The organism is Salipiger sp. PrR007, assembly GCF_010499845.1.
Classification (GTDB): Bacteria; Pseudomonadota; Alphaproteobacteria; order Rhodobacterales; family Rhodobacteraceae; genus Salipiger; species Salipiger pacificus_A.
Genome location: NZ_JAAGOZ010000025.1, coordinates 18,563 through 43,367, shown reverse-complemented (window position 1 = coordinate 43,367; position 24,805 = coordinate 18,563). Strand labels below are relative to the sequence as shown.

General features: G+C 66.0%; 22 protein-coding genes. 13 read left to right on the top strand and 9 right to left on the bottom strand.

All coding sequences use genetic code 11. From position 1 onward, the window contains the following. Positions 1-45: 45 nt before the first annotated feature. From G0Q01_RS12035 to G0Q01_RS12020, 4 genes are all read right to left on the bottom strand, one after another. The gene (locus tag G0Q01_RS12035) at positions 46-393 is read right to left on the bottom strand and encodes a hypothetical protein (protein ID WP_164196077.1); all 348 of its coding nucleotides are present in this window, start codon (positions 391-393) and stop codon (positions 46-48) included. Positions 394-577: 184 nt separating this feature from the next. Continuing rightward, positions 578-1,015 carry a c-type cytochrome gene (locus G0Q01_RS12030; protein ID WP_164196076.1) on the bottom strand — a complete coding sequence of 146 codons (438 nt, stop codon included), beginning with the start codon at positions 1,013-1,015 and terminating at the stop codon, positions 578-580. Then, a complete protein-coding gene (locus tag G0Q01_RS12025) occupies positions 1,012-3,483 on the bottom strand; it encodes a heavy metal translocating P-type ATPase (protein WP_164196075.1) in 2,472 nt (823 codons plus the stop codon). Before G0Q01_RS12025 ends, G0Q01_RS12030 begins: the two co-directional genes overlap by 4 nt. Positions 3,484-4,079: 596 nt before the next feature. Next, positions 4,080-4,901 carry an ion transporter gene (locus G0Q01_RS12020; RefSeq protein WP_164196073.1) on the bottom strand — a complete coding sequence of 274 codons (822 nt, stop codon included), beginning with the start codon at positions 4,899-4,901 and terminating at the stop codon, positions 4,080-4,082. Between G0Q01_RS12020 and G0Q01_RS12015 the strand changes: the two genes are divergently transcribed. From G0Q01_RS12015 to G0Q01_RS11980, 8 genes are all read left to right on the top strand, one after another. After that, the gene (locus G0Q01_RS12015) at positions 4,901-5,257 is read left to right on the top strand and encodes a hypothetical protein (protein WP_164196071.1); all 357 of its coding nucleotides are present in this window, start codon (positions 4,901-4,903) and stop codon (positions 5,255-5,257) included. The two genes, G0Q01_RS12020 and G0Q01_RS12015, sit on opposite strands and share 1 nt — an antisense overlap. Before the next feature lie 246 nt (positions 5,258-5,503). Continuing rightward, on the top strand, positions 5,504-6,727 hold the full coding sequence (locus tag G0Q01_RS12010; RefSeq protein WP_235940090.1) for a transporter substrate-binding protein: 1,224 nt from the start codon (positions 5,504-5,506) through the stop codon (positions 6,725-6,727). Continuing rightward, positions 6,724-7,323 carry an ANTAR domain-containing response regulator gene (locus G0Q01_RS12005; protein ID WP_164213402.1) on the top strand — a complete coding sequence of 200 codons (600 nt, stop codon included), beginning with the start codon at positions 6,724-6,726 and terminating at the stop codon, positions 7,321-7,323. Before G0Q01_RS12010 ends, G0Q01_RS12005 begins: the two co-directional genes overlap by 4 nt. Further along, the gene (locus G0Q01_RS12000; RefSeq protein WP_164196068.1) at positions 7,316-8,206 is read left to right on the top strand and encodes an ABC transporter permease; all 891 of its coding nucleotides are present in this window, start codon (positions 7,316-7,318) and stop codon (positions 8,204-8,206) included. The genes G0Q01_RS12005 and G0Q01_RS12000 overlap by 8 nt, the downstream gene beginning before the upstream one ends. Continuing rightward, on the top strand, positions 8,206-9,126 hold the full coding sequence (locus G0Q01_RS11995) for an ABC transporter permease (protein WP_108968722.1): 921 nt from the start codon (positions 8,206-8,208) through the stop codon (positions 9,124-9,126). Before G0Q01_RS12000 ends, G0Q01_RS11995 begins: the two co-directional genes overlap by 1 nt. Before the next feature lie 43 nt (positions 9,127-9,169). Then, positions 9,170-10,789: an ABC transporter substrate-binding protein gene (locus G0Q01_RS11990; protein ID WP_164196067.1), complete on the top strand. Its 1,620-nt coding sequence runs from the start codon at positions 9,170-9,172 to the stop codon at positions 10,787-10,789. A gap of 4 nt (positions 10,790-10,793) precedes the next feature. Continuing rightward, positions 10,794-11,753: an acetamidase/formamidase family protein gene (locus tag G0Q01_RS11985; RefSeq protein ID WP_108968719.1), complete on the top strand. Its 960-nt coding sequence runs from the start codon at positions 10,794-10,796 to the stop codon at positions 11,751-11,753. Beyond that, the gene (locus G0Q01_RS11980) at positions 11,750-13,531 is read left to right on the top strand and encodes an ABC transporter ATP-binding protein (RefSeq protein ID WP_164196066.1); all 1,782 of its coding nucleotides are present in this window, start codon (positions 11,750-11,752) and stop codon (positions 13,529-13,531) included. Before G0Q01_RS11985 ends, G0Q01_RS11980 begins: the two co-directional genes overlap by 4 nt. Before the next feature lie 112 nt (positions 13,532-13,643). Here G0Q01_RS11980 and G0Q01_RS11975 read toward each other — a convergent pair whose 3' ends face one another. The 5 genes from G0Q01_RS11975 to G0Q01_RS11955 are packed head-to-tail and all read right to left on the bottom strand — an operon-like array spanning position 13,644 to position 18,583. Further along, positions 13,644-14,747 carry a P1 family peptidase gene (locus G0Q01_RS11975; protein WP_164196065.1) on the bottom strand — a complete coding sequence of 368 codons (1,104 nt, stop codon included), beginning with the start codon at positions 14,745-14,747 and terminating at the stop codon, positions 13,644-13,646. Next, positions 14,744-15,562, bottom strand: a complete 819-nt coding sequence (locus tag G0Q01_RS11970) for an ABC transporter permease (protein WP_164196064.1) — start codon at positions 15,560-15,562, stop codon at positions 14,744-14,746. Before G0Q01_RS11970 ends, G0Q01_RS11975 begins: the two co-directional genes overlap by 4 nt. Further along, positions 15,559-16,443 (bottom strand): ABC transporter permease, encoded by an 885-nt coding sequence (locus G0Q01_RS11965; RefSeq protein ID WP_164196063.1) that lies wholly within the window; start codon positions 16,441-16,443, stop codon positions 15,559-15,561. Before G0Q01_RS11965 ends, G0Q01_RS11970 begins: the two co-directional genes overlap by 4 nt. After that, complete coding sequence (locus tag G0Q01_RS11960; protein WP_235940087.1) at positions 16,440-17,501, bottom strand: ABC transporter ATP-binding protein; 1,062 nt, start codon at positions 17,499-17,501, stop codon at positions 16,440-16,442. Before G0Q01_RS11960 ends, G0Q01_RS11965 begins: the two co-directional genes overlap by 4 nt. Positions 17,502-17,560: 59 nt before the next feature. Beyond that, a complete protein-coding gene (locus G0Q01_RS11955) occupies positions 17,561-18,583 on the bottom strand; it encodes a PotD/PotF family extracellular solute-binding protein (protein ID WP_164196060.1) in 1,023 nt (340 codons plus the stop codon). 112 nt (positions 18,584-18,695) lie between these two features. Between G0Q01_RS11955 and G0Q01_RS11950 the strand changes: the two genes are divergently transcribed. From G0Q01_RS11950 to G0Q01_RS11930, 5 genes are all read left to right on the top strand, one after another. Then, positions 18,696-19,562 (top strand): MurR/RpiR family transcriptional regulator, encoded by an 867-nt coding sequence (locus G0Q01_RS11950; protein WP_164196059.1) that lies wholly within the window; start codon positions 18,696-18,698, stop codon positions 19,560-19,562. Between the two features lie 398 nt (positions 19,563-19,960). Further along, positions 19,961-21,703 (top strand): Ldh family oxidoreductase, encoded by a 1,743-nt coding sequence (locus G0Q01_RS11945; protein WP_370457257.1) that lies wholly within the window; start codon positions 19,961-19,963, stop codon positions 21,701-21,703. Positions 21,704-21,741: 38 nt separating this feature from the next. Then, positions 21,742-22,731, top strand: coding sequence for a sialic acid TRAP transporter substrate-binding protein SiaP (locus G0Q01_RS11940; RefSeq protein WP_164196058.1), 990 nt, complete (start codon positions 21,742-21,744; stop codon positions 22,729-22,731). Positions 22,732-22,796: 65 nt separating this feature from the next. After that, complete coding sequence (locus tag G0Q01_RS11935; protein WP_235940086.1) at positions 22,797-23,405, top strand: TRAP transporter small permease; 609 nt, start codon at positions 22,797-22,799, stop codon at positions 23,403-23,405. A gap of 9 nt (positions 23,406-23,414) precedes the next feature. After that, positions 23,415-24,692, top strand: coding sequence for a TRAP transporter large permease (locus G0Q01_RS11930; protein WP_164196057.1), 1,278 nt, complete (start codon positions 23,415-23,417; stop codon positions 24,690-24,692). The last annotated feature ends 113 nt before the right edge of the window (positions 24,693-24,805 follow it).

Here is a 24,805-nt window from a genome sequence, read left to right as displayed (position 1 = left end):
TCCGGAAAATGAAGTTTCGCGAGGCGGGACCGAGTCCCGTGGAGATCAGCTTCGGGGAGGCGGCGATGTGGGCGCGAAGTCCCGGGAGGACAGCGACACATCGGCCATCGACGCAACGATGCGCGACCCATGTGCCTTGCCGGGGCTGGGCAGATCTGCGCTGCGGGCCGCGTCCAGCGGCAGGCAGTGCAGTGCGCAGATCTGGGCGTGGCTCTTGTCGTGCATCGCGCCATGGCTAACGGCGGCTTGCTGCGCGGAATGGTCCGCATGCGCCATGGCCCTATTGTCGCAGCAGAGCGCGCTGGACGCCATGGCGCGCACCGGCCCGGCCGGCAAGGCGGTCCAGACCCCAAGAAGGGTCAGCAGTAGCAGGCGAAGCACAAGCTGTGTCATGGCGCAACGCTACGCCTTTCGCGGGACGGCGTCAGATCACGTTCGCGGCACGAGGGTGCGGTTTGCGCTTAGGTCCGCGAGGTCGATGCCACCGCGATGAGGGCGCACGCGCGGCTGAGTGCGCAGCGACGGCCCTGTGCGGAGGGATAAGGTCCATCGAGGAACCGTGTCAGGACGATGCGCGCTACCCGGGCGTCGCGGAGATCTCCGCCTGATGCGCGCGCAGCTCCTCCGGCCAAGTCGACTTGATGTAGGTGAAAATGGCCTCGATCTGCGCGTCTGTAAGCTGATCAGCGAAGCCCGGCATGTTGCTCTCATAGCCATTTCCGACCACGGCGGCGGTGCCCAGCTTGGTGATCCGGAAGAGCACCTCGTCGGGGTGGTGCCAGGTGTGACCGCTGGCGTCATGCGGAGGGGCAGGCAGGCGGCCGTCAGGGCCCGGGGTGCGCCAGTTCGGCTGGCCTTCGAGGCGTGCCCCGTGGCAGGCGGCGCAGGTTTCCGCGTAGAGCGCCTTGCCTTCGGCGATCTGGGCAGAGCCTGCCGGGGCACCTTCGGCCCCGACGAAGACAAACCAACCCGCGCCCGCAACAAGCACCAGCGCGACAAGACCCAGCCATTTCACAGCTTCACCCCCCGCAGTCGCAGCGCGTTTGCGATCACCGAGACCGACGAGAGGCTCATCGCCGCCGCCGCGACGATGGGCGAAAGCAGGATGCCGAAGAGCGGGTAGAGGATGCCCGCCGCCAGCGGCACGCCGGCCGAGTTGTAGACGAAGGCAAAGAACAGGTTCTGGCGGATGTTGCGCATGGTCGCCTCGGCGAGGTGGCGCGCCCGGACGATGCCGCCGAGGTCTCCCTTGACCAGCGTGATACCGGCGCTTTCCATCGCCACGTCCGCGCCGGTGCCCATGGCGATGCCGACGTCCGCAGCCGCGAGCGCCGGGGCGTCGTTCACCCCGTCTCCGGCCATGGCAACCGACAGCCCCTCGCGGCGCAATTTCTCGATCAGCGCGTGCTTGTCCTCGGGGCTGACCTCGGCATGCACCTCGTCGATATTGAGCTCCCGCGCGACCGCTTCGGCCGTGGCCTTCGCATCGCCGGTGGCCATGACGATGCGCAACCCGGCCTCGTGCAGGGCGCGGATCGCCTCGGGCGTGCTCTCCTTCACCTGGTCGGCGACCGCGACCAGCCCGGCGGCGCGCCCGCCCACGGCGACGAACATCGCGGTCTTGCCGTCGCGTTGAAGGTCGCTGGCGCGGTCATTCAAGGCGCCAAGGTCCACGTCTTCATCCGCCATCAGCGCCGCATTGCCGAGAGCCACGCGCTGTCCGCCAACGCTGCCAATCACGCCTTTGCCGGTGACCGCTTCGAAGTCCGAGGACTCGCGCTCGGGTGCCCCGGCTGCTCGCGCGCCAGCGGTGATCGCTTCTGCCAACGGGTGCTCGGACCCGCGTTCCAGCGCGGCGGCAAAGGCGAGAAGTTCGATCTTATCCGTCCCCTCGGCGGGCTCAGCGTCGGTAAGCGTCGGCTTGCCCTCGGTCAGCGTGCCGGTCTTGTCGACCACCAGCACATCGACCTTGGAGAACCGCTCCAGTGCCTCAGCGTCGCGGATCAGCACGCCCGCCTGCGCACCGCGCCCGGTCGCCACCATGATCGACATCGGCGTCGCGAGGCCAAGCGCGCAGGGGCAGGCGATGATCAGCACCGAGACCGCCGCGACGAAGGCGTAGGAAAGCGCGGGGGACGGGCCGAAGACCGTCCATGCGAGGAAAGCCAGAACCGCCACGCCCACGACCGCAGGGACGAAATAGGCCGCCACACGGTCGGCCATCGCCTGGATCGGCGCACGCGATCGCTGCGCCTTGGACACCATCTCGACAATGCGCGAGAGGGTGGTCTCGGAGCCGACATTCTCGGCCCGCATCAGGAAGCTGCCGGTCTTATTGAGCGTGCCGCCGGTGACGGGCTCACCTTGGGTCTTCTCGACCGGCACCGGCTCGCCGGTGATCATGCTCTCGTCCACCGAAGAGCGCCCCTCGGTCACCACGCCGTCCGCCGGCACGCTCTCGCCGGGACGCACGCGCAGGATGTCGCCCGAGGCGACCTCGTCCAGCGGCACGTCCTCCTCCCTCCCGCCCGTCACCCGCCGCGCCGTCTTGGGCGCGAGATCGAGAAGCGCGCGGATCGCGTCGCCGGTGCGCTCGCGGGCGGCCAGTTCCATGACCTGCCCGACCAGCACCAGCACGAGGATCACCGCCGCCGCCTCGAAGTAGACCGGCGTCATGCCCATGCCGTCGCGCATCGCTGCGGGGAAGAGGCCGGGCGCCAGCAGAGAAACGATGGAAAAGACATAGGCCGCACCGGTACCGAGCGCGATCAGCGTCCACATGTTGGGCGAGCGGTTGACGATCGAGGCCCAGCCCCGCTTGAAGAACGGCCAGCAGAGGATCACCACCGGCGTAGCCAGTGCGAACTGAACCCAGCCAAAGAGCCTATGTCCGATCCAGTCGGCGAAGGGGATGCCGATGTGCGCCCCCATCTCCAGCACGAAGACCAGCGCCGCCAGCGGCGCGGTGATCTTCAGGCGGCGCTTGAAGTCGACGTATTCGGGGTTCGGCCCGCTGTCCGCCGAGGGGGTCATCGGCTCCAGCGCCATGCCGCACTTGGGGCAGTCGCCGGGCGCATCGCGGATGATCTCGGGGTGCATCGGGCAGGTGTATTGCGTGCCCTCGGGCATCGGCTCGGGCGCGGGGCGGTGGCCGAGATAGGCCTCGGGCTCCGCCTCGAACTTCGACTGACAGCCCTCGGAGCAGAAGTAGACCTTCTGACCGCCGTGCTTGAGCATGTGGACGGCGGTAGAGCGCTCGACCTGCATGCCGCAGACAGGGTCTGTGGCGGCGAGATAGGCGTTTGGGTCTGTGCGGAATTTCTCGCGGCAGCCCTCGGAGCAGAAGTGGTAGTGGTGGCCGTCGTGCTCGAAGCCCGGCGTGTCGGCCCTGGGGTCCACTGTCATCCCGCAGACCGGATCGCGGGTCACGTCCTGGGCCGCGACTTCCGGCTCGGCATCACTTGTGTGGTCAGAATGGGCCATGGGAACCTCCGGGCGCGGGTGTCAGTGTCCCACGATGACTTGGGGGTTCCAGCAGGGGGAAGGTCAAGAAAAACTCGCACGGCGTTGGACCAGGATCTGCGCAGCCTCGGCGCTCAGCCCCTCCGGCGTGGCCCGCGCGAAGGTTGCTTCCGGACGCCTGCCGGCCCTTGGCCATCGCGCCCAATGCCATAAGCCGGGGATTGGCCGCCTTATCCCTTCCGTCCGGGCTCGGTCGCGACCACGCGCAAGGGGGCCGCCCGCGGTATGACCATGGTGTTCGGCCCGATCCTTTGGCTGATCGTCTTGGGGTTGGTTGTGGTCGCGGTTATAGGGCTTCGAGAGACACCAGGCCTGCCGGGACCGATCCGGCCCAGGTGGCCGCCCTGTCCGCAGCGGTCGAGAAGACGGTCACCGACCCCGACCAGATCGCCATGACCGAGTTCGCGGGCGTGACAGGCGCAGCGAGGCGCGCTTGGCCGACGATCGCGGTTCCGCGCCTGCAACAGACACATGCGCAGTTCCCGGCAACGGGGTGCGGGTCTGCGAAGGTCCCCGTCCCTCGGTCAGAAGCGAGCCGCTCCGCGCTGGCAACGCCGTCATCCGCGCGCCCGTGCGCCAGCCCCAGGCTCGGCGACGCGCTGCGCCGTCCCTTCGTTTGCCACGTTGAGGTGCTCTTCGATCGCGGCCAGGCGGCGGATCACCTCGTCACGGTAGGTATCCGTGGCGGCGTTCGATTCCTCCGCATGGGCGTCCTGCATCGAATTGACGATCAGGCCGACCACGAGGTTCACCACGGCAAAGGTGGTGATCAGGATGAAGGGAACGAAGAAAATCCAGGCGTGCGGGTGGACCTCCATCACGGGTCGGACGATGCCCATGGACCAGCTCTCCAGCGTCATGACCTGGAAAAGCGAATAGAGCGACCCGCCCAACGAGCCAAACCATTCGGGGAAGGTCGCGGCGAAGAGCTTGGTCGCGATCACCGCGGCAATGTAGAAGATTACCCCCATCAGAAGGAAGACCGAGGCCATGCCCGGCAGCGCTGAGATAAAGCCCTCGACCACGCGGCGTAATGTCGGCGCGACCGAGATCACGCGCAGAAGCCGCAAGATCCGCAACGCTCGAAGCACCGACAGCGCACCCGCAGCCGGCACCAGCGCGATGCCGACCACGAGCAGATCGAAGATGTTCCAGGCGCTGCGGAAGAACCGCAGCCCGCGCGCGTAAAGCTTGGCCACCAGCTCGGCCACGAAGATCGCGAGGCAGGCCGTATCCAGCGCGACGATCACCCCGCCCGCGGCATTCATGACCGATCCGGAGGTTTCCAGGCCCAGGATGATCGCGTTGAACAGGATGACCCCCATGATCGTGTAACGCGTCGATGGTCGATCAAGGAAATCGGAAAGGCGCTGGCGCATTGCTTGTCGGCTCCTGGCTAAAGTCCAGAGCCATCTATGATCGCCGACGCCGATATACCACCCTGACGCCGACGGCCTTTTCGCGGGCCGACCTCATCAATTCCTCGGCGATGGACCTGCAGGTCGAGCTAGTGGACCGGGGGCCCGCCCGAACGCTGAGGCTGCCCAGCGCGATGCTGCTGCCGGACTGGGCCCGCTGGGGGGCTCGATTGGTCGGCTTCACCCGGGAGCGCGCAGCGATCATCTACGACGAACGCCAATTCGACGAGGAAGACCTTCCGACCAGCCATCAAGACCTCGCTCCTTCATTCGCGAGAACGTCGGTATGCATTTTCTTCAGGATTGCAATCTCGTGATATCCCGCGCCGTCTGGGTTCCGAAGACCGCGCGGGAGCCGGAAAAACCGCTTCCCACGCATCCAGCAATTCTGCATCCGCCATCGTCCGCACGCCGGCAGCGACTGGAAAGGGCCTGTGGCGTCGCGCGCCGCTGCAGCAAGTGCCGGGTGGCGCCCTGCCCCATTTGCGAGCGCCCTGACCGCATTGGACGCACAATAATTGAGCACACCTGCCGAAAGTGCCGCATCCAGACCCTGAAACATTTTGACAGCCTCCGCAGGTTTGCGCAGACAAGAGGCAACATATTGGCAAAAGCGCCTCGCACCCTTCGGTCTGTCTTCGCGACACACGCTGGGTGCGAGGCGTTTTTCGTTTCAGGAGCGCCGCGTGACCCGCAGTATCGACATAGGACTTCTCTTCTCAACCTCCGGTCCCTACCGGCTCATGGGACAGGCCAGTCGCGAAGGCGCGCTGAAGGCAATCGAGCAGGTCAATGACGATGTTGAGATAGATATGGTCTTCTGTCCGGTGGAGCGTGACCCGGGCGGCGATATCGATGCCTATGCACCGCTGTGCGAAGACATCCTGAAAAACAGCTCGGCACGGCATGTGATCGGCTGCACAACCAGTTGGAGCCGCAAGGAAGTGATCCCCAGCCTTGAGAGGCTGGGTGGCGTGCTGTGGTATCCCACGCCTTACGAGGGGTTCGAATCCTCTGATCGCGTGGTCTATGCCCATGCCTGCCCCAACCAGCACCTGCTGCCGCTGCTCGAGCACGCCTTTGCAGCCTATGGCAGCCGGTCCTACCTGACGGGATCGAATTATATCTGGGGCTGGGAAATGAACCGCATCGCCCGCGAGGTCAGCGCGAAGCGCGGCGCGCATGTTCTGGGCGAACGGTACGTGCCGATCGGATCGACAGACATCGCCCGCCTTGTCGATGAAATCGCCGCGTTGAAGCCGGACTTTGTCCTGAACCAGCTGATCGGTCCGTCGCAATATGCGTTTCTCGAGGCAATGGCGCAGCTGCGCGCGGACGATCCCGCCTTCGGCGACAACGCGTGCCCGGTCCTGTCGTGCAATATGACCGAGGCCGAACTGGGCGCCATGGGCGCCGCGGCAGAGGGGGTCATCGCCGCCGGTCCATGGTTCAAGGGCATGGCCCCCGCGCTGCCGGGCAACGAGGGGCGTTTCGATTTCGGATCATCTTTCGAGGCGGCGGCGCACGCCTCTGTCATGATGCTGGCCCGCCTGTTGTCGAGCGTGCCGGACGCCGAAGCCCTGAGCCTGCCCGAGCTTTTGGCCATGCCGCGCGCGGCATCAGTGGGGATCAGCCCGCGCACACATCACGTTGCGCTGCCAGTGGCCATCGCCGCGGTGCGCAACGGCAGATTTGTCCCGATCGAGACCCACGCAAAGATCGAAGGCGATCCTTACCTGACGCAGTCGACGCAGCGGCCACAACCGATGCTGCGGGTGGTACGATGAGAGGACGTCTGAGCATTCCCGAACTGGGCGGCGCGCGCGCGGTGATCCTGCACCGGCCACATGCCAACGTGACCGCGCTGGTCCGCCAGTTGGAAGCGGTGGGGCTGCACGTCGAGTGTTGCTGGCCGGAGCTTCCGGCCTCGGTGCGCGGCGCCGACTTTCTCTTCATCGATGTGGACACCGCCTTTGACGACCAGTTTCCCTGGAGCCCGGGCGACGCGCCGCTTCCGACCATCGCGCTGATCGGGTCCGAAGCGCCCGGTCGCATCGAATGGCTGATGAACTTCGGCGTCGATGCGCAGATCCTCAAGCCTGTCGGCGACAACGGTGTCTATTCAGCGCTTCTGATCGCGCGGGCGACCTTCGATGCGCGGATCGGCTTGGCTGGCGAAATCCAAAATCTGCGCCAGCGCCTCGGCCAGCGGCAGACCGTGGTGCAGGCCGTGGCCGTGCTGGCGACGCGCGGAAAAACTGAAAACGAGGCCTACGAACAACTGCGCGGCATGGCGATGGCGTGGCGCGTCAGCTTCGAGGAGGCTGCCGCAAGGATCGTGGCCTCGGTCAGCGATGCAAGGACGGACAAGGATCATGGCTGACACGACGGTACAAGCGACATCAACCGCCTCTCCGGCCAGCGCCCTGCGGCGGCTCTTGCGCCGCAAGCTCGCGCTCTTCGGGCTTGCGATCATAACGCTGGTGGTGGGGGGTGCGGCCCTTGCACCGTGGATCGCGCCCTACGCACCTGACGAACAGCTGTTCGAGGGGCTGACGCTCTACGGCGAGCCCATGCCGCCCGGGGGCGACTTTCTCATGGGAACGGACCTGCTGGGCCGCGACTTGTTCAGCAGGATGCTCTACGGCGCGCAGACCTCTCTCATCATCGGGGTGGTCGCCAATGGCGTCGCGCTGGTCATAGGAACACTGGTGGGCGTGCTCGCGGGGTACGTCCGCGGTTGGGTCGGAGCCGTGCTGATGCGGTTCACCGACCTGATGATGGCCTTCCCGGCCCTGTTGCTCGCGATCTGTCTCGCGGCGATCTTCCAGCCGTCGCTTTGGATCGTGGCCATGGTGATTGCGCTGGTCAACTGGGTACAGACGGCGCGGGTGGTCTATACCGAGACCACATCGCTGGCAGAGCGCGAATTCATCGCCGCCGAAAAGACGCTGGGTGCGTCCCGGTCGCGCATCCTGTTCAAGCATATCCTCCCGCACCTCATCCCGACGCTGATCGTCTGGGGCACGCTGGGGATCTCGGTCACCGTGCTGCTCGAGGCGACCCTCAGCTTTCTCGGGGTCGGTGTCCAGCCGCCGACGCCCAGCTGGGGCAACATCATCTTCGAGAACCAGACCTATTTCCAGGCTGCACCCTGGCTGGTCTTCATCCCGGGCGCGGCGATCCTGCTGCTGGCGCTGGCCTTCAACCTCGTGGGCGACGCGCTGCGCGACGTGCTCGATCCGACCCAAAGGGGAAACGACTGATGCCCGGTTACCTGTTTCGCCGCATCATCCAATCCTTGCTGATCCTGCTGGGCGTCAGTTTCATCACCTTCGTGCTGCTCTACGTGCTGCCCGCCGACCCGGTGCGCCAGATCGCCGGGCGGTCCGCTACGGCGCAAACGGTCGAGAACATCCGCCAGCAACTGGGGCTCGACCAGCCGATGCTCGTGCAATACTGGCGCTACCTGTCGGGCCTTGTTCAAGGTGACATGGGACGCAGCTACCTGCAGAAGACCGAGGTCTCGACGCTGATCGCCGCGCGTCTGCCCGCCTCGCTGCTGTTGATGGCCGGCGGGATCTTCTGCGAGCTTCTGATCGGGCTCACGCTTGGTATCGTGGCCGCCCTCTATCGAGGCAAGCCGCTCGACCAGGGGCTGATGCTGACGTCCTTCGTCGCGGTCTCTGCGCCGCAGTTCGTGGTGGGCCTGCTGCTGCTCTATGTGTTTGCGGTGCTGCTTGGATGGTTCCCCATTGGCGGGTACGGCACCTTTGCGCATCTCGTTCTGCCGGCGGTGACGCTGGGGATCATGGGGTCCGGCTGGTATTCCCGCATGATGCGCTCCAGCATGGTCGAGGTGTTGCGGCAGGACTACATTCGCACCGCACGCGCCAAGGGGCTGAAGCGCTCGAAGGTCCTGATGCGCCATGCGCTGCCCAACGCCATCCTGCCCATCATCGCCATGATCGGCATCGATATCGGCATCTTCATGGGCGGCATCGTCGTTGTCGAAAGCGTGTTCGGCTGGCCCGGCATCGGCCAGCTCGCGTGGCAGGCGATCCAGCGCGTCGACATCCCGATCATCATGGGCGTCACCATGGTGTCTGCCACGGCCATCGTGCTGGGCAACCTGCTCGCAGATCTCATTACCCCGCTCATCGACCCGCGCATCAAGTTGCGTTGATCCCTGGGCATCTTCTTCAACTTTAAACCAACAGGGAACGATCATGAAAAAACTACTTCTCTCCACTGCTTTGCTGGCGGCCTCGGCTCTGCCCGGCTTTGCCGAGGGCTACACCGCTGATCCCGATGCCACGCCGGGCGGCATGATCACCGTCACCTACAAGGACGATGTGGCCACGCTCGACCCGGCAATCGGTTACGACTGGCAGAACTGGTCGATGATCAAATCCCTTTTCGATGGGCTGATGGATTACGTTCCCGGCACGACCGAGCTGCGCCCCGGCCTCGCCGAGAGCTACGAGATCTCCGAGGATGGCACGGTCTTCACCTTCACCCTGCGCAAGGGCGTGACCTTCCACAACGGGCGCGAGATGACCGCGGAGGACGTGAAATACTCGCTCGATCGCGTGACCAACCCCGAAACCCAATCGCCCGGCGCAGGCTTCTTTGCCTCCATCGCGGGCTATGATGCCATGGCCTCGGGCGAGACGGATACGCTGGCAGGCGTCGAAGTGGTCGACCCCTCGACGGTCAAGATCACCCTGTCGCGGCCCGACGCGACCTTCCTGCACGTGATGGCGCTGAACTTTGCCTCTGTCGTACCGCAGGAGGCCGTGGCCGAGCATGGCACCGATTTCGGCAAGCATCCCGTCGGCACTGGCGCTTTCAAGCTCGGGGAGTGGACCATCGGTCAGCGGCTCGTCTTCGAAAAGAACGAGGACTACTGGCGCGATGGCGTGCCGTATCTGGATGGCGTGACGTTTGAAGTGGGCCAGGAGCCCATCGTCGCCCTTCTGCGCCTTCAGAACGGCGAGGTAGATGTGCCCGGCGACGGCATCCCCCCGGCAAAATTCCAGGAAGTCATGGGGGACCCGTCGCAGGCCGCGCGCGTGGTCGAAGGCGGCCAGCTGCACACCGGCTACATCACGCTGAACGTCGGCATCGAGCCGCTCGACAAGCTGCCCGTGCGCGAAGCCATCAACATGGCGATCAACAAGGAGCGTATCACCCAGATCATCAACGGCCGCGCCGTGCCCGCGACCCAGCCACTGCCGCCCTCGATGCCGGGCTACACAGACGGCTACGAAGGCTATGCATTCGACGTCGAGGCAGCCAAGGCCAAACTGGCAGAGGCCGGCCTTGGTGACGGTTTCTCCACCGAGCTGTTCGTGATGAACACCGACCCGAACCCGCGTATCGCGCAGGCGATCCAGCAGGACCTGAAGGCCATCGGCGTGGACGTCGCGATCCGCTCTCTCGCGCAGGCGAACGTGATCGAGGCAGGCGGCGCGGGCGAAGCGCCGATGATCTGGTCCGGTGGCATGGCATGGATCGCGGACTTCCCGGACCCGTCGAACTTCTACGGCCCGATCCTGGGGTGTGCCGGTGCGGGCGAAGGCGGCTGGAACTGGTCCAAGTTCTGCGACGAGAGCATCGACGCCATGGCCACCGCCGCCGACAGCATGACCGACCCGTCGGCCCCGGAGCGCCTGGACATGTGGTCCGACGTCTACATGAAGGTCATGGAGCAGGCCCCCTGGGTCCCGGTGTTCAACGAGCAGCGCTACACCGTCAAGTCCGAGCGCATGGGCGGCGCGGATGCGCTCTATGTCGACCCGGTCTCGATCCCGGTCAACTACGACTACGTCTACGTGACCGAGTAAGCGCATGTGCAAGGCCTGTGATTACACGATCCACGGCGCGCAGCACCATTTCGGCTGGGACAATTCCATTGCCCCGGTCGAGACGGTCGCGCCCGGAACGACGATCTGCTTCAACTGCATGGATTCTTCGGCGGGCCAGCTTGGCCCGTCGAGCACCGTTGAGGACGTCAGGACGCTCGACTTCGGCAAGATCAACCCGGTTTCCGGCCCCATTTACATCGATGGCGCAGAACCGGGAGACGCGCTGAAGATCACGCTCGAGGGCTTTGCCCCGCGCGAGCAGGAGGGGTCGGCCTGGGGCTGGACAGCCAATATACCGGGCTTCGGCCTGCTGGCGGACCAGTTTCAGGATCCGGCGCTGACGATCTGGAAGTATGACGCGCAAAGCCTCGCTCCGGCGCTTTGGGGTGACATGGGGCGCGTGCCGCTCAAGCCCTTCACCGGCACCATAGGCGTAGCGCTGGCCGAACCGGGGCTGCATTCCATCGTGCCGCCGCGGCGCACCGGCGGCAATCTCGACATCCGCGATCTGGCCGCCGGGACAGAGCTGTACCTGCCGGTTGAAGTCGCGGGCGCACTGTTCTCCGTGGGCGATACCCACGCGGCGCAGGGCGATGGCGAGGTCTGCGGCACGGCGATCGAAAGCCCGATGGATGTGACGCTGACGCTCGATCTGGTGAAGGGGGCGAACCTCAAGATGCCGCGGTTCACCACGCCGGGGCCGGTGACCAACCACCTCGACCAGAAGGGCTACGAGGTCACGACCGGGATCGGGCCCGACCTGATGAGCGGCGCGCGCGACGCGGTAGCGGGCATGATCGACCTGCTCACGGCCAAGCACGGCATGTCGGCAGTGGATGCCTATATGCTGGTCTCGACTTGCGGCGATCTGCGCATCTCCGAAATCGTCGACATGCCCAACTGGGTCGTCTCCTTCTACTTCCCGCGAATGGTGCTCGAATGACCATGACACAAGCCGCAACCGCCCCTTCGGGGGCGACTGCACCCCTCCTGTCAGTGCGCGAGCTCACCGTCTCCGTCAGGGATCGCGGTGTGGTGCGCCCTCTGGTGGCGGGCCTGTCCTTCGACCTGCACGCCGGCGAAACGCTCGCGATCGCGGGCGAAAGCGGGTCGGGCAAGTCGATCACCTCGCTGGCGTTGATGGGCCTGCTGCCCAACAATGTCGCCGTCACCTCCGGGCAGGCGCTGCTGGACGGAACCGATCTGCCGAAGCTGCCCGAGCCCGAGATGCGCAACTGGCGCGGAGCCCGGCTGGCGATGATCTTCCAGGAACCGATGACCTCGCTGAACCCGGTTCACACGATCGGCAGCCAGATGACAGAGGCGATCCGCGCGCACGCGCCGGTCGCGGCCTCCGCGGCGCGCGCGCAGGCGGTCGAGGCCCTGCGCAAGGTGCGCATTCCCGAACCCGAGCGCCGGATGAAGCAATTCCCCCACGAGCTTTCGGGGGGCATGCGGCAACGGGTCATGATCGCGATGGCCCTCGCGCTGCGGCCGGCGCTGCTGATCGCGGACGAGCCGACCACCGCCCTCGACGTGACGGTGCAACAAGAAGTTCTCGAGCTGTTGCGCGACCTTCAGGCCGAGACCGGGACAGCCATCATCCTGATCACCCACGACATGGGCGTGGTTGCGGAAAGCGCTGATCGCGTCGTGGTGATGCGGCAGGGCCGCATGGTCGAAAGCGCGCCGGTCGACACGCTCTTTGCCGCGCCTCAGCATGACTATACCCGCAGTCTCCTCGCCGCGGTGCCGCGCCTTGGCGCGGGCGCCGAACGGGCCAAGCCCCTGCCACCCGTTTCAACAGCGCCTGCCGCGCGGCTGGTGGACGCCCGGGTGCATTTCGACATCGGCTCAGATTTCTTTGGACGCCCCACGCATCGCGTCCATGCCGTCGAAAAGGTGAGCTTTGACATCCGCCCCGGCGAAACCTTCGGGCTGGTCGGGGAATCCGGCTGTGGCAAGTCCACCATCGCCAAGGCGCTGTCGGGGCTCGTGCCGCACGTGGGACACATCGAGGTCGACGGCAAGGCGCTTGCCGGCCTGACCGACCGGGGACGCCGCGACATCTGCCGCGACATCCAAATGGTTTTCCAAGATCCCATGGCGGCGCTCGATCCGCGCATGACTGTCGGCGAAGCGGTCATGGAGCCGCTCTTGATCCATGGCATCGGTTCGGCCGAAGACCGGATCGCCCGCGCAACGGAGCTCTTCGAGCGCGTGGGCCTGAGCGCTGGTCAGATGCAGCGCTATCCGCATGAATTCTCGGGGGGGCAACGCCAAAGGATCTGCGTGGCCCGCGCATTGGCCCTCAAACCGAAACTGATCATCTGCGACGAGAGCGTCTCCGCGCTTGATGTCTCGGTGCAGGCACAGGTGCTGGCGCTGCTCGAGGAGTTGCAGCAGGAAACGGGGGTGTCCTACCTGTTCATCAGCCATGACATGGCCGTCGTGGAAAATGTCGTGGATCGCCTCGCGGTCATGTACCTGGGGCAAATCGTGGAAATGGGCACCCGTGATCAGGTGTTCGGCAACCCGCAGCACAGCTATACCCGACGCCTTCTGGATGCCGTGCCGATCCCCGATCCGTCGCGCAAGGGCCGCCCGCATGCTCGGCGGGCCACGGACCTTCCCTCGCCCATCTGGAAAATCAACGAGGGGCCTACGCCTGTCAGCCTCCGGGACATCGGTGCCGGCCATCTGGTCGCCGAGGACGGGTGAGGGAACCGAGGGCCTTGATCGGTCGAGGCGCACCAGGCGCATGGACCGCACCCGGCGGCACGCTCAACAGGCAAGCTGAGCCGCCGCACTCCTCGCCGGGAAACGGCTCACCTCACTCCAGCAGCTGCATCAGCCGGTCCGTGTCCAGCGCCCGGCAGATGCCCCCGGCGGGGCGCGCCATGGGCACATCCTCCGCGGCGCAGAGCGCGTTGAGCACGGCCTCGTCCACCGCCTCGACGGCAGCCATGTAGACCGGGTCGAGAAGCTCGTCGTTCAGGCAGGTCATATGCCGCCACGGGCCCGAGAGCTGCGGCAGCGGCATCTCGTTGGCGGTCGAGAAGGCGAGGAAGATGTCCCCCGAGTTGTTGCCCCCCGGCGTCCCGGCGCGCCCGATGCCGATGGCGGCGCGGCGCGACAGCCGTTCAAGCTGGCTCGACGAAAGCGGCAGATCGGTGGCGAGGACCACGATGATCGATCCGCGCTCGGTCACCATGTCCATGACCCGGTGCTCGGGCATCTGTTCGCCGACGCGGCGCCCGGCGACGGTGAGCCAGGGCCGTAGCCCGTGGTTGGCCTGCACCAGCGCCCCGAGGGTGAAGGCTTGGCCGTCGACCTCGAGCTGCCGCGAGGCGGTGCCGGTGCCGCCCTTGAACTCGTAGCAGATCATCCCCGCGCCGCCGCCAGAGTTGCCCTCGCGCACCGGCCCGGGCCGGGCCGCGTCGAGCGCCTGGCGCGCCAGGTCCTCGGTCACATGCAGCCCGTTGATGTCGTTGAGCACGCCGTCATAGGTTTCTGCCACCACCGGCATTGCCCAGAGGTGATTGTCCTCCCAGGTCGCGCCATAGGTCTCGACCATCCAACGCACCGCCGCCGTGTGGCAGGGACCGATGGCATGCGAGTTGGAGATCATGATCGGCCCGGCCAACCAGCCGCCGTCGCGCACCCAGTGGGCGCCGGTCATCTCGCCGTTGCCGTTCAGGCTGAACTGCCCGGCCCAGACCGGCTTCGGCTCGGGATCGCGGCCGCGCGGCAGGATCGCGGTGACCCCGGTCTGCACTTGGATGCCGCGGGTGGCGAGCGACGGATCGCGCGCCGACAGCAGTTCGGTCGTGCCCACCTCGAGGCCCGGCACATCGGTGATGGCGTTCAGCGGACCGGGCGTGCCCGGAAGCGGAATCCCCAGCGCGCGGGCGCGAGGTTTGGTATTGCAGGTCATTTCTGTCGTCTCGATCTGAAGTAGAGGCCGGCGGCGGCGATCACCAGGGTGAAGAGCAGCATCAGCGTGGCGATGGCGTTGATCTCGGGCTTGATGCCGCGACGGAGCAGCCCCCAGATGTGGATGGGCAGCGTGGTGTTGCCGGTGCCGGCGATGAAATAGGTGATGACGAGGTCGTCCATCGAGATGATGAAGGCCAGCAGCCAGCCCCCGAGGATGCCCGGCGCGATGCCCGGCAGGGTCACCTTGCGGAAGGTCTGCGCCGGGGTGGCGCCAAGATCCGCCGAGGCCTCCTCGACCGAGGTGTCGACCTCGGCCAGCCGGGCGGAGACGGTGACGAAGACGTAGGAGATCAGGAATGTCGACTGGCCGATGATGATCGTCAACATCGACAGGTTCATGCCGATGGTGATGAAGAAGATCAGCAGTGCGATGCCCAGCACGATATCGGGCATGATCATCGGCAGCATCATCAGCGTGCGGTAGAAGCGCGCCAGCCGGAAGCGGTAGCGCGCCACGGCGAGCGCCAGCGCGGTGCCGCAGACGGTGGAAAAGACCGAGGTCGAGAGCGCGACGAACAGGCTGGTGCGCACCGCGCCCCAGAGTTGGTCGGTGCTGTCGACATAGGTCGCGCTCTGGGTCAGCGAGGTCTCCATGCCGAAGAGCTGGCGGTACCAATCCAGCGTGAAGCCGTCCCAGATCATCATGTTCAGCGTGTTGGCATTGAAGGAATAGACCACCACCAGCAGGATCGGTGCGTAGACAAAGACGAAGAAGAACAGCCCGTAGAGGGTGAGCAGGCGGCGCAGGATCATGACTGCGCCTCCTTCTTCGCGAGGCGGAACTGCGCGATCAGCAGGATCAAGACCGCGCTCATCACCAGCATCGCGAGCGCCGAGCCGAAGGGCCAGTTGCGCGCCGACAGGAACTGCTGCTCGATCAGGTTGCCGATCATCAGCACCTTCGCCCCGCCCAGCACCGAAGGCACGATGAAGTTGCCCAAGGCGGGAATGAAGGTGATCACCGAGCCTCCGACGATGCCAGGCAGCGTCGCGGGCAGGATCACCTTGCGGAAGGTCTGGACGCGGGTGGCGCCAAGGTCCGACGAGGCCTCAATCTGCGCCATGTCGAGCTTTTCGATCGAGCCGTAGAGCGGCAGGAACATGAAGGGGATGAAAACATAGGTCATCCCCAAGATCACTGCGAAATCGGTGTAGAGAAACTCGATCGGCGCGCCGGTCAGCCCCAGCCCCATGAGCCCCTGATTGAGGAACCCCGTGGGCCGAAGGATCAGCACCCAGGCAAAGAGCCGCACGATCAGGCTGACGAAGAAGGGCAGCGTGACGAGGAAGATCGCGAAGTCGCGCATCCCGGGCCGCATCCGGCTGATCCAGAAGGCGGCGGGATAGCAGACCAGCAGGCTGGCCAGCACGGTCAGCGCCGCCAGCTTCAGCGAGCGCAGGAAAATGGCGATATAGACCGGGTCGAACTTCTCGTAGCGCGTGTCGGCCCAGCCGAGGATGCGTCCGTAGTTGAGATGCGAGAAGATCCAGTCGACCCCGCCGTAGAGCCCCGGAGTCAGGAAGCTGTAGACCAGCATGATCAGCAGCGGACCGAAGAAGAAGACCAGCAGGAAGACCGTCGGCGCACCCAAGAGGCCGACGAGCTGCAGCAGCTTGCGGTGGGCTAGGCTCATGCGGCCACCTCGTCGATCAGGTGCAGACCGTGAGCGGCGGCGTACAGCGTCATTTCCGAGCCGACGCCGGGCAACGCGCTGCTGCTGCGCAATAGAGCGTGCAGCGTGCCGTGGGCGGTCGTTTCCAGCGCGATCTGGTGGTCCGTGCCGGTGTAATAGGTCTCGCGGATGATGCCGGTGAATTTGAGCGCCTGGCCCTCGGGCGGCGCGACAGAAAGCGCCTCGGGGCGCAGCAGCAGCGTCGCCGCACCGGAAGCGTGGGGTGTGGCAAAGCCCTGGCCGTCGGACAGACTGGCGCTGCCGCCGGTGACCGTCACGGGCAAAAGGTTGCTCTCCCCAAGGAAGTCGGCGGTGAAAAGGTTGGCCGGGGTCTGATACAGCTCTGTCGGCGCGCCGATCTGCTGGATCTGCCCATGCGCCAGCACGGCGATCCGGTCCGACATGGTCAGCGCCTCTTCCTGGTCGTGGGTGACGAAGATGAAGCCGATGCCGAGCTCCCGCTGCAGCGCCTTCAGTTCCTGCTGCATCTTCTGTCGCAGGTTCTTGTCGAGCGCCGAGAGCGGCTCGTCGAGCAGCAGCAGCTTGGGTTTCGCCGCCAACGCCCGCGCCAGAGCGACGCGCTGCTGCTGGCCACCCGAGAGTTGCTGGATGGACCGCTTCTCCATCCCCGCCAGGCCGACCAGTTCCAGCATCTCGCCGACGCGGGCGCGGATCTCGCGCTTGTCCCGACCGGCGATCTCCAGCGCGTAGCCGACGTTGCGCGCCACGCTCATGTGGCCGAATAGCGCGTAGCGCTGGAACACGGTGTTCACCGGGCGGCGATGCGCCGGCATCTGGGTGACGGCGGCACCGTCGATCAGCACCTCGCCCGCGTCCAGCGTCTCGAAGCCGCTGATGGTGCGCAGAAGCGTGGTCTTGCCGCAGCCCGAAGGGCCGAGCAGGGTGACGAACTCGGCGCTGGCGAGCCTCAGAGAGATGCGGTCGAGCGCGGTCATGCTGCCGCCCTCGGGGGTGCGGAAGGTCTTGCGGGCGTCGATGATTTCAAGCGGAGAAGGCATGGGCGTGCGGTCCTGCGTGCCGGCGGAGAAGCCCCCCGCCGGTTGGGTGTCAAAGGGCGTCATTGCGCGGTCTTGATGCGGGTCCACTCGGAATTGTAGAGCTGCAGGTCGCGGCCCAGGTCTTCGAAGATCTGCAGCTTTTCCATGACATCCTGCGACGGGTAGATCGTCTCGTTCCCGGCGATCTCTTCGGGGATCAACTCCCGTGCGGGCAGGTTGGGGGTGCCGTTCATCTGCTGCTCGACGTTCAGTGCCGCTATCTCGGGGCGCAGGTAGAATTCGAGGAACCTCTTCGCGGCCTCCTTGTTGGGCGCGGATGCCAGCACGCACATGTCCTCCTGGTACAGGGTCGCGCCTTCCTCGGGGATGATGTAGCCGATGGTGTCGGGGTTCTCGGACACGTAAAGGTTTGCGCCCACGTACCAATGCGCCGCCGCCACGTCGCCCGAGATAACCTGCGGCACCGAGTCGTAGGTGAAGGCGGTGACGCCGCCGATGTGGTCGATGATGTAATTCGCCGCGGCCTCGACCTCGGCCGGATCGGTGGAGTTGACCGAGTTGCCGTTCACGATAAGCCCGATGCCGATGGTCTCGCGCAGGTCGTCGAGCAGCGTGATCTTCTTGCCCGCGGCGCCGAGCGCGAAGAAGTCCTCCCAACTCTTGATGTCGCCGGCCAGTTCCTTGTTGTAGACGATGCCGACGTTGCCCCAAGCATAGGGCAGGCAATATTTGGCGTCGGGATCGGTCTGGGCACGGACGAACTGCGGGTCGATGTTCTCGAAGCCCGGGGCCTCGCCGATGTCCGTCTGCGCCAGCAGGCCGAGCTGGAACATGATGTCGTGCATGTGGACGGAGGGGAAGACGATGTCGTAGCCGGTCGCCCCGGCCTGGATCTTCGCCAGCATCTCCTCGTTCGAGCCGTAGCTGTCGAGCGAGACCTCGATGCCGGTCTCTTCGGTGAAGGCCTCCAGTACGGCGGGGTTGATGTAGTCGCCCCAATTATAGAGCGACAGCGTTTCGGCGGCGGCCGCCAGCGGCGCGAGGGTCAGCGCCGTCGTCGCGGCAAGATGCATCTTCTTCATGTGTTCAGTGGCTCCCTGTCAGGCTGTTTTTCGGTTTTGCCTTGAGTCGCCAAAATGGTTCGTTACTGTCATTTTCGTCAAATGTTAGTTTTCTGTCATATGGAGATCCGCCATGACGCAGGGGTTTGCATCCTACGCCGAGGCTCCGATTGATGAATTCGTGAGCAAAGTCGAAGAAGGCATGGCCTCGCTGCCCAAGCAGGAGGCGAAGGTCGCGCAGTATTTCCTGCTCAACCTCAACTCGATCTCCTACGAGACAGGAAAGTCAATCGCGCAGAAGGCGGGGGTTGCCGAGATCACCGTGGGCCGGATGTTGCGCCGGTTCGGCTGCGCCGGGATGAAGGAGTTCAAGGCAATGCTGCGGCACCGCTACTCGGTCACCGGCGAGAGCCTCGCCGAGGAGGGCTTCGAGCTGCCCGAGGACTGGCAGGAGCAGATGACCGCCGAGCTGCGCGCGATCAGCACCGTCTATTCCAAGATGGGAAGCCCCGCCTTCCAGGCCGCAGAACGCTACCTGCGCGAGGCCGATGAGGTCTATGTCACCGGCTTCCAGACCGTGCGCGGCCTTGCCGAGGACACCGCCCGCCGGCTCGCCCTCGCCCGCCCGCGCGTGCGGTTCCTGTCGGGCCATGACAGCATGCTGTCCGAATGGCTCGACCCCCCTGCCCCCGGGAGCAGCTGCCTGCTTGTGATCGATGTCATCCCTTATGCAGCCGAATGCGAGACCATCGCGCGGCTCGCGCGCGAGCAAGGCCGGACGGTGGTGGTGGTGACTGATGAGTACTGCCATTGGGCGCATGAGGTCACCGACGCGGTGATCAACACGCCGTCCAAGACGGGGCTCTTCCTGGAGTCGCTCCTCGGGCTGACCGCAGCGACCGGCCTGCTCATCCACGCCACGGCCAACGCCGCAAACCACGACCTGGACCAGCGAATGCGCGACTGGAAACGGCTGGCGACGCGGATCGGGATCTTCTAGCCCTGCGCGCCCTTGCCCCAATCGGCGCGACGCAGCGGCATTGGGTCTGATGCACTTCCGGAGAGCTCGCGTCGATCATCGCGGCGCAGGCGCTTCTGCGGCGGCCGTAGTCTTGCCCTGACCGCCCTGGGCAAACTTCGACCCTGCTCCCGGCCGCAGGCCTCGGACGAAGTTCCTGGCGCCCAGGTCTCGGTAGCGCCTCGCGCAGCCCTCCTGTCGAAAGGCAGTTTTGGGTGCCGTCGTGCGGCCCACCAATCTCACGCTCGATCTTGGCGGCTGGAGGGTTGCCTTGTTGAATGTGCGTTGGTCTGACACGCCGCCCCGCCGAAGCCCAAGATCACAGTTGACCCAACGTTGGTATACCATATACCGTTTGGTCATGTTGAGGAGGCATTACCGTGGATGGACCGACCCTGCGTGACGGCGCGCCGAAGCTCTCCGACCGAGCCCGCGAGGCGATCCGGGAGCAGATCATCTCTGGCGATCTGCCCATGGGCTCTGCGCTGCGGGAATCCGAGCTGGCTGCGAGTCTCGGCATGTCGAAGATCCCCCTGCGCGAGGCGCTTGTGCAGCTCGAATGCGAGGGAATGATCACCACCAGGCCCAACCGCAGCCCGCGCGTCTTCGAAATGTCGCAGGAGGACATCGGCAGTCTCGGCGAGTTGCGCGAAATGCTCGAAACCGAGGCGCTGCGGCTCGCCATTGCCCGCCGCGCCCTGCCGCTCGCCACCCGCCTGCGCGAGATCACCGCGCAAATGGCCGAGGCGCTCTCCACCCGCGACGCACGCAGTTACAAGCTGCTCGACAACGCCTTCCACCACGCGATTTTTGCCGAATGCGGCAACGTCTACCTGGAAAAGACGCATCACATGCTGTCCTTCCGCATCCAGGCGCTGCGCAACAAGCTGAGCCGCGAGCATGAGCTGAACGAACGCTCCCTGGCGGAGCACCAGCAGCTTGCCGCGCTGGTCGCCGACGGCGACACCGAGGCGGCCGAGACCCTGATGCGCAGCCATATCCGGGACACCACGCAGAACTACCTGGCGCAGGACAGTGCCGCGAGCGCCGCGCCGCGCCCGCCCGAGCGGGTGATGCAGGCCGAAATGGAACGCTTCGCCGACGCCGCGCTGGCCGCAGCCGGCTGCGATGATCGAACCCGGACGGCGGTCATCAGGGCGCTCAGCCATGCCTCGTCGCTTGGGGTCGACACCCATGGATACAGGCTGCTGCCGCATTACCTCGATGGTTTCACAAAAGGCCGACTGAACCCCGCACCAGAGCTGCGTTTCGTCCGCGAAAGCGCCGGCGCCGCGCTGCTCGACGGCGGCGATGCGCATGGCGCGCGGGCCACCTATGCGGCCGTCGACAAGGCGGTCGAACTGGCCCGCGCCAGCGGCTCGGGCGCGGTGGCGATCCGGGCCAGTTCCCACTTCGGTGCGGCGGGGGCCTACGCGCGCGCTATCGCCGAAGAGGGGCTCCTTGGCTTCTGCTTTTGCAACTCCGACAGCTTTGTTCGCCTGCACGGCGGGGCCGAGAAATTCCACGGTACCAACCCGATCTCGATGGCCGGTCCCGCCGGGATTGGCGAGGAGCCCTGGCTCTTCGACATGGCGACAAGCGCCATCCCCTTCAACAAGGTGCAACTCAGCCGCGCGCTCGGCATCGAGTTGCCCCAAGACACGGCCTCGAACGGGCTTGGCGAGAACGTCACCGACCCCGAGCGCGCCGAGATGCTCGCACCGCTCGGCGGCGAGTTCGGCTACAAGGGCGCGGGGCTGGCGGGGATCTCCGAAATCCTCAGCACCGCGCTCTCGGGTGCCCCGCTCAGCTTCGAGCTGCCGGGCATGATCTCCGACGACATGTCCACCCCGCGCGGGCTGGGCGCCTTCGTCATGGCCTTTGACCCGGCGGCCTTTGCCGGGCTCGAGGTCTTCACCGCCACGCTCCGCCGCTACCGGACCGCCATTCGCCGCTCAAGCACCGCGCAGGGCGCCGAAGTCATGGCGGCGGGGGACAGGGAATGGGCGGAAGGCAGGCGCCGCGCGGTGCAGGGCATGACGCTCGATCAGACGGCTGTCGAGGCGCTGGCGCGCTTCGCAGAGGAGAAAGGCATCCCGCCATTGGAGGTGGTGGGCGGCTGAAAAGACCACGGTTTTGGGAATTTAGGGAGGAGAACCAAATGACCCGGATTACGAAGACACTGGCATTCCTAACAACGGCGGCGGCCGCTTTGGGAGCGGCGTTGCCCGCGTCGGCGCAGGCCGAGCGGGTGCTCAAGTTCGCGCATGTCTACGAGACCGCCGAGCCCTATCACACCTGCGCGGTGGCGGCGAATGACGCGCTGACGGAGGCCACCGACAACCGGCTCGGCATCGAGGTCTTCCCGGCCTCGACGCTGGGCAAGGAGTCGGACATCAACGAGGGGCTCAGCCTCGGCACTGTCGACATCATTTACACCGGCCAGCTTTTTGCCGGGCGCTACTACGGCCCGCTCGCCATCGGCGGCGCGCCCTTCATGTTCCGCGACTACGCGCATTGGGATGCCTACCGCACGTCCGATCTCTTCGACGAGCTGACCCAGGGCTACGCCGATGCCACCGGCAACCACGTGACTTCGCTTACCTACTACGGACAGCGTCACGTGACCTCGAACAAGCCGATCCTGACCCCGGCAGACATGAAGGGGCTGAAGATCCGCGTGCCGAACGCGCCGCTCTACATGATGTTCCCGAAAGCCACCGGGGCCAACCCCACGCCGATCGCCTTTGCCGAGGTCTATCTCGCGCTGCAGCAGGGCACCGTCGACGCGCAGGAGAACCCGCTGCCGACGATCCAGGCCAAGAAGTTCTACGAGGTGCAGTCCGACATCAACCTCACCGGCCACATCACCGACGCGCTGCTGACCATCGTCGGCGGCCCGACCTGGACGAGCCTCTCGGAAGAGGACCAGGCGGCGCTCGAGCAGGTGCTGGACGACACCGCGACCTGCGCAACCGAGCAGGTGATCGAGGCCGAGAACAACCTCAAGCAGTGGTTCGTCGACGAAGGGGTGACGGTCAACGAGGTGGATCGCGGCCCGTTCATCGAGGCGGTGAAGGCGGTGCACAACGGCGACATGGCGACCTGGGATCAGGAGACCTATGACCGCCTGCAGGCCATCGGCCAGTAATCCGTCGCGCCGGGGGCGGCCGTCGCGCCGCCCCCGGCCCACCGACCCTCAGACTAGGCGCCCCCATGCATGACGACACCGACCCGGGCAAGACGCGCCCGATGTCCGGCCCCGAAACCGGCCCCGAGGATTTCACCCTGCACCTCGCCGAAGAGGACGCGCAGGAGATCGACCTTTCCGACATCCGCTGGCAGGACGCGCTTGTGCTGGCCCTGTTCTGGGTGCTGGCCGGCGTGGTCTTCCTGCAGTTCTTCACCCGCTACGTGCTGAACGACTCGCTGGGCTGGACCGAGGAGATCGCCCGCTACCTGCTGATCGCCGTGACCTTCGCCGGATCGGTGATGGCGGCGCGCAAGCACAGCCACATCGCGGTGGAGTTCCTCTACCGCTGGGTGCCCCGCCCGCTGCGCCGGCTGATGCAGGGCGTGATCGACCTCATCACCACCGGTTTCTTTGCGACGCTCGCCTGGCTCTCGGGCCAGCTGGCCACCCGCACCGGGGGCATGATGGTCTCGATCGACGTGCCCAAATCCTATGTCTACTGGTTTGTCGCGCTCTGCTTCGCGGGCATGGCGATCCATTCCGCGATCAACGGCGTGCGGCACCTGACCAGTGGCACCAGCCGGCTCATCGATCCCGAAGCCCACGCGGATGAAACCCGCGCCATCGACTAGGACCCGGACATGACAATCGCACTTCTCTTCGTCCTGCTCTTCGTGCTGATCCTCATCGGCGTGCCGGTGGCCATCGCGCTGGCGGGGGCCTCGCTCGCGTTCATCCTGTCGGGCACCGTGCCGCCGATGGTGGTGGCACATCGCATGGTGAACGGCGTCGACAGCTTCCCGCTGCTCGCCGTGCCCTTCTTCATCCTCGCCGGCAACCTGATGAACACCGCCGGGATCACCGAGCGGATCTTCAACTTCGCGCTGTCGCTCGTGGGCTGGATGCGCGGCGGGCTCGGCCATGTGAACGTCGGCGCCTCGGTGATCTTCGCGGGCATGTCCGGCGCGGCGGTGGCCGACGCCGGCGGGCTTGGCGCGATCGAGATCAAGGCGATGCGCGATGCGGGCTACAAGACCGACTTCGCCGTCGGCATCACCGCGGCCTCGTCGACCATCGGCCCGATCATCCCACCCTCGCTGCCGATGGTGATCTACGGCGTGGTCGCCAGCGCCTCGATCGGCCAGCTTTTCGCCGCGGGCTTCATTCCAGGGCTGGTCATGGCCGTGGCGCTGATGCTCATGGTGGCCTATTTCGCCCGCCGCGACGGCTTCAAGCGTGACCAGCCCTTCGCGATCCGCATCCTCGCCATCAGCTTCAAGCGCGCCTTCCTGTCGCTGCTGACGCCGGTGATCATCGTCGGCGGTATCCTCACCGGAGCCTTCACCCCGACCGAGGCCGCGGTGGCCGCCTGCGCCTACGCGATCTTCCTCGGGGCCGTGGTCTACCGCACGCTGACCCTGCGCCGCCTGATCCGGGTCAGCTACGACACGATCGAGACCACCTCGGTGGTGCTGCTGGTGGTGGGCGCCGCGTCGATCTTCGCGTGGATCCTCACCTCGAACCGGGTTCCGGAAATGGCCGCGACCCTGCTTCTGGGGGCGTCGGACAACCCGTGGGTGATCCTGCTTCTGATCAACCTCGTGCTGCTGATCGTCGGCTGCTTCATGGAGACCGTGGCGGCGATCACCATCCTCGTGCCGGTGCTTCTGCCGGTGGCGGTTCAGCTTGGTGTCGATCCGGTGCACTTCGGGGTGATCATGGTGCTGAACCTCATGCTCGGGCTGCTGACGCCGCCTGTGGGCATGGTGCTTTACGTGCTGAGCCGGGTCGCCAACATCCCCTTCGAGCGCGCGCTCGCGGGGACGGCGCCCTTCCTGATCCCGCTGGTTCTGGTGCTGCTTCTGGTGACCTTCGTGCCGGGCGTTACCATGTGGCTGCCGACCCTGATCTACCGCTGATCCCGGCAGCACGACGGCGAGGGTCGGTCTGGACGAAACGGCTCGGAGGCCGGGCGGCATGTCCGCGCCTCCGGGGACGTCGCGATCTGTGCGGCAGCCCTGGTCCGGCCGAT

Bases quoted from the DNA above. Each gene is read 5' to 3' on its own strand.
- G0Q01_RS12035 (WP_164196077.1), bottom strand. From the start codon at position 393: ATGACACAGCTTGTGCTTCGCCTGCTACTGCTGACCCTTCTTGGGGTC.
- G0Q01_RS12025 (WP_164196075.1), bottom strand. From the start codon at position 3,483: ATGGCCCATTCTGACCACACAAGTGATGCCGAGCCGGAAGTCGCGGCC.
- G0Q01_RS12020 (WP_164196073.1), bottom strand. From the start codon at position 4,901: ATGCGCCAGCGCCTTTCCGATTTCCTTGATCGACCATCGACGCGTTAC.
- G0Q01_RS12005 (WP_164213402.1), top strand. From the start codon at position 6,724: ATGAGAGGACGTCTGAGCATTCCCGAACTGGGCGGCGCGCGCGCGGTG.
- G0Q01_RS12000 (WP_164196068.1), top strand. From the start codon at position 7,316: ATGGCTGACACGACGGTACAAGCGACATCAACCGCCTCTCCGGCCAGC.
- G0Q01_RS11995 (WP_108968722.1), top strand. From the start codon at position 8,206: ATGCCCGGTTACCTGTTTCGCCGCATCATCCAATCCTTGCTGATCCTG.
- G0Q01_RS11990 (WP_164196067.1), top strand. From the start codon at position 9,170: ATGAAAAAACTACTTCTCTCCACTGCTTTGCTGGCGGCCTCGGCTCTG.
- G0Q01_RS11985 (WP_108968719.1), top strand. From the start codon at position 10,794: ATGTGCAAGGCCTGTGATTACACGATCCACGGCGCGCAGCACCATTTC.
- G0Q01_RS11980 (WP_164196066.1), top strand. From the start codon at position 11,750: ATGACCATGACACAAGCCGCAACCGCCCCTTCGGGGGCGACTGCACCC.
- G0Q01_RS11975 (WP_164196065.1), bottom strand. From the start codon at position 14,747: ATGACCTGCAATACCAAACCTCGCGCCCGCGCGCTGGGGATTCCGCTT.
- G0Q01_RS11970 (WP_164196064.1), bottom strand. From the start codon at position 15,562: ATGATCCTGCGCCGCCTGCTCACCCTCTACGGGCTGTTCTTCTTCGTC.
- G0Q01_RS11965 (WP_164196063.1), bottom strand. From the start codon at position 16,443: ATGAGCCTAGCCCACCGCAAGCTGCTGCAGCTCGTCGGCCTCTTGGGT.
- G0Q01_RS11960 (WP_235940087.1), bottom strand. From the start codon at position 17,501: ATGCCTTCTCCGCTTGAAATCATCGACGCCCGCAAGACCTTCCGCACC.
- G0Q01_RS11955 (WP_164196060.1), bottom strand. From the start codon at position 18,583: ATGAAGAAGATGCATCTTGCCGCGACGACGGCGCTGACCCTCGCGCCG.
- G0Q01_RS11950 (WP_164196059.1), top strand. From the start codon at position 18,696: ATGACGCAGGGGTTTGCATCCTACGCCGAGGCTCCGATTGATGAATTC.
- G0Q01_RS11940 (WP_164196058.1), top strand. From the start codon at position 21,742: ATGACCCGGATTACGAAGACACTGGCATTCCTAACAACGGCGGCGGCC.
- G0Q01_RS11935 (WP_235940086.1), top strand. From the start codon at position 22,797: ATGCATGACGACACCGACCCGGGCAAGACGCGCCCGATGTCCGGCCCC.
- G0Q01_RS11930 (WP_164196057.1), top strand. From the start codon at position 23,415: ATGACAATCGCACTTCTCTTCGTCCTGCTCTTCGTGCTGATCCTCATC.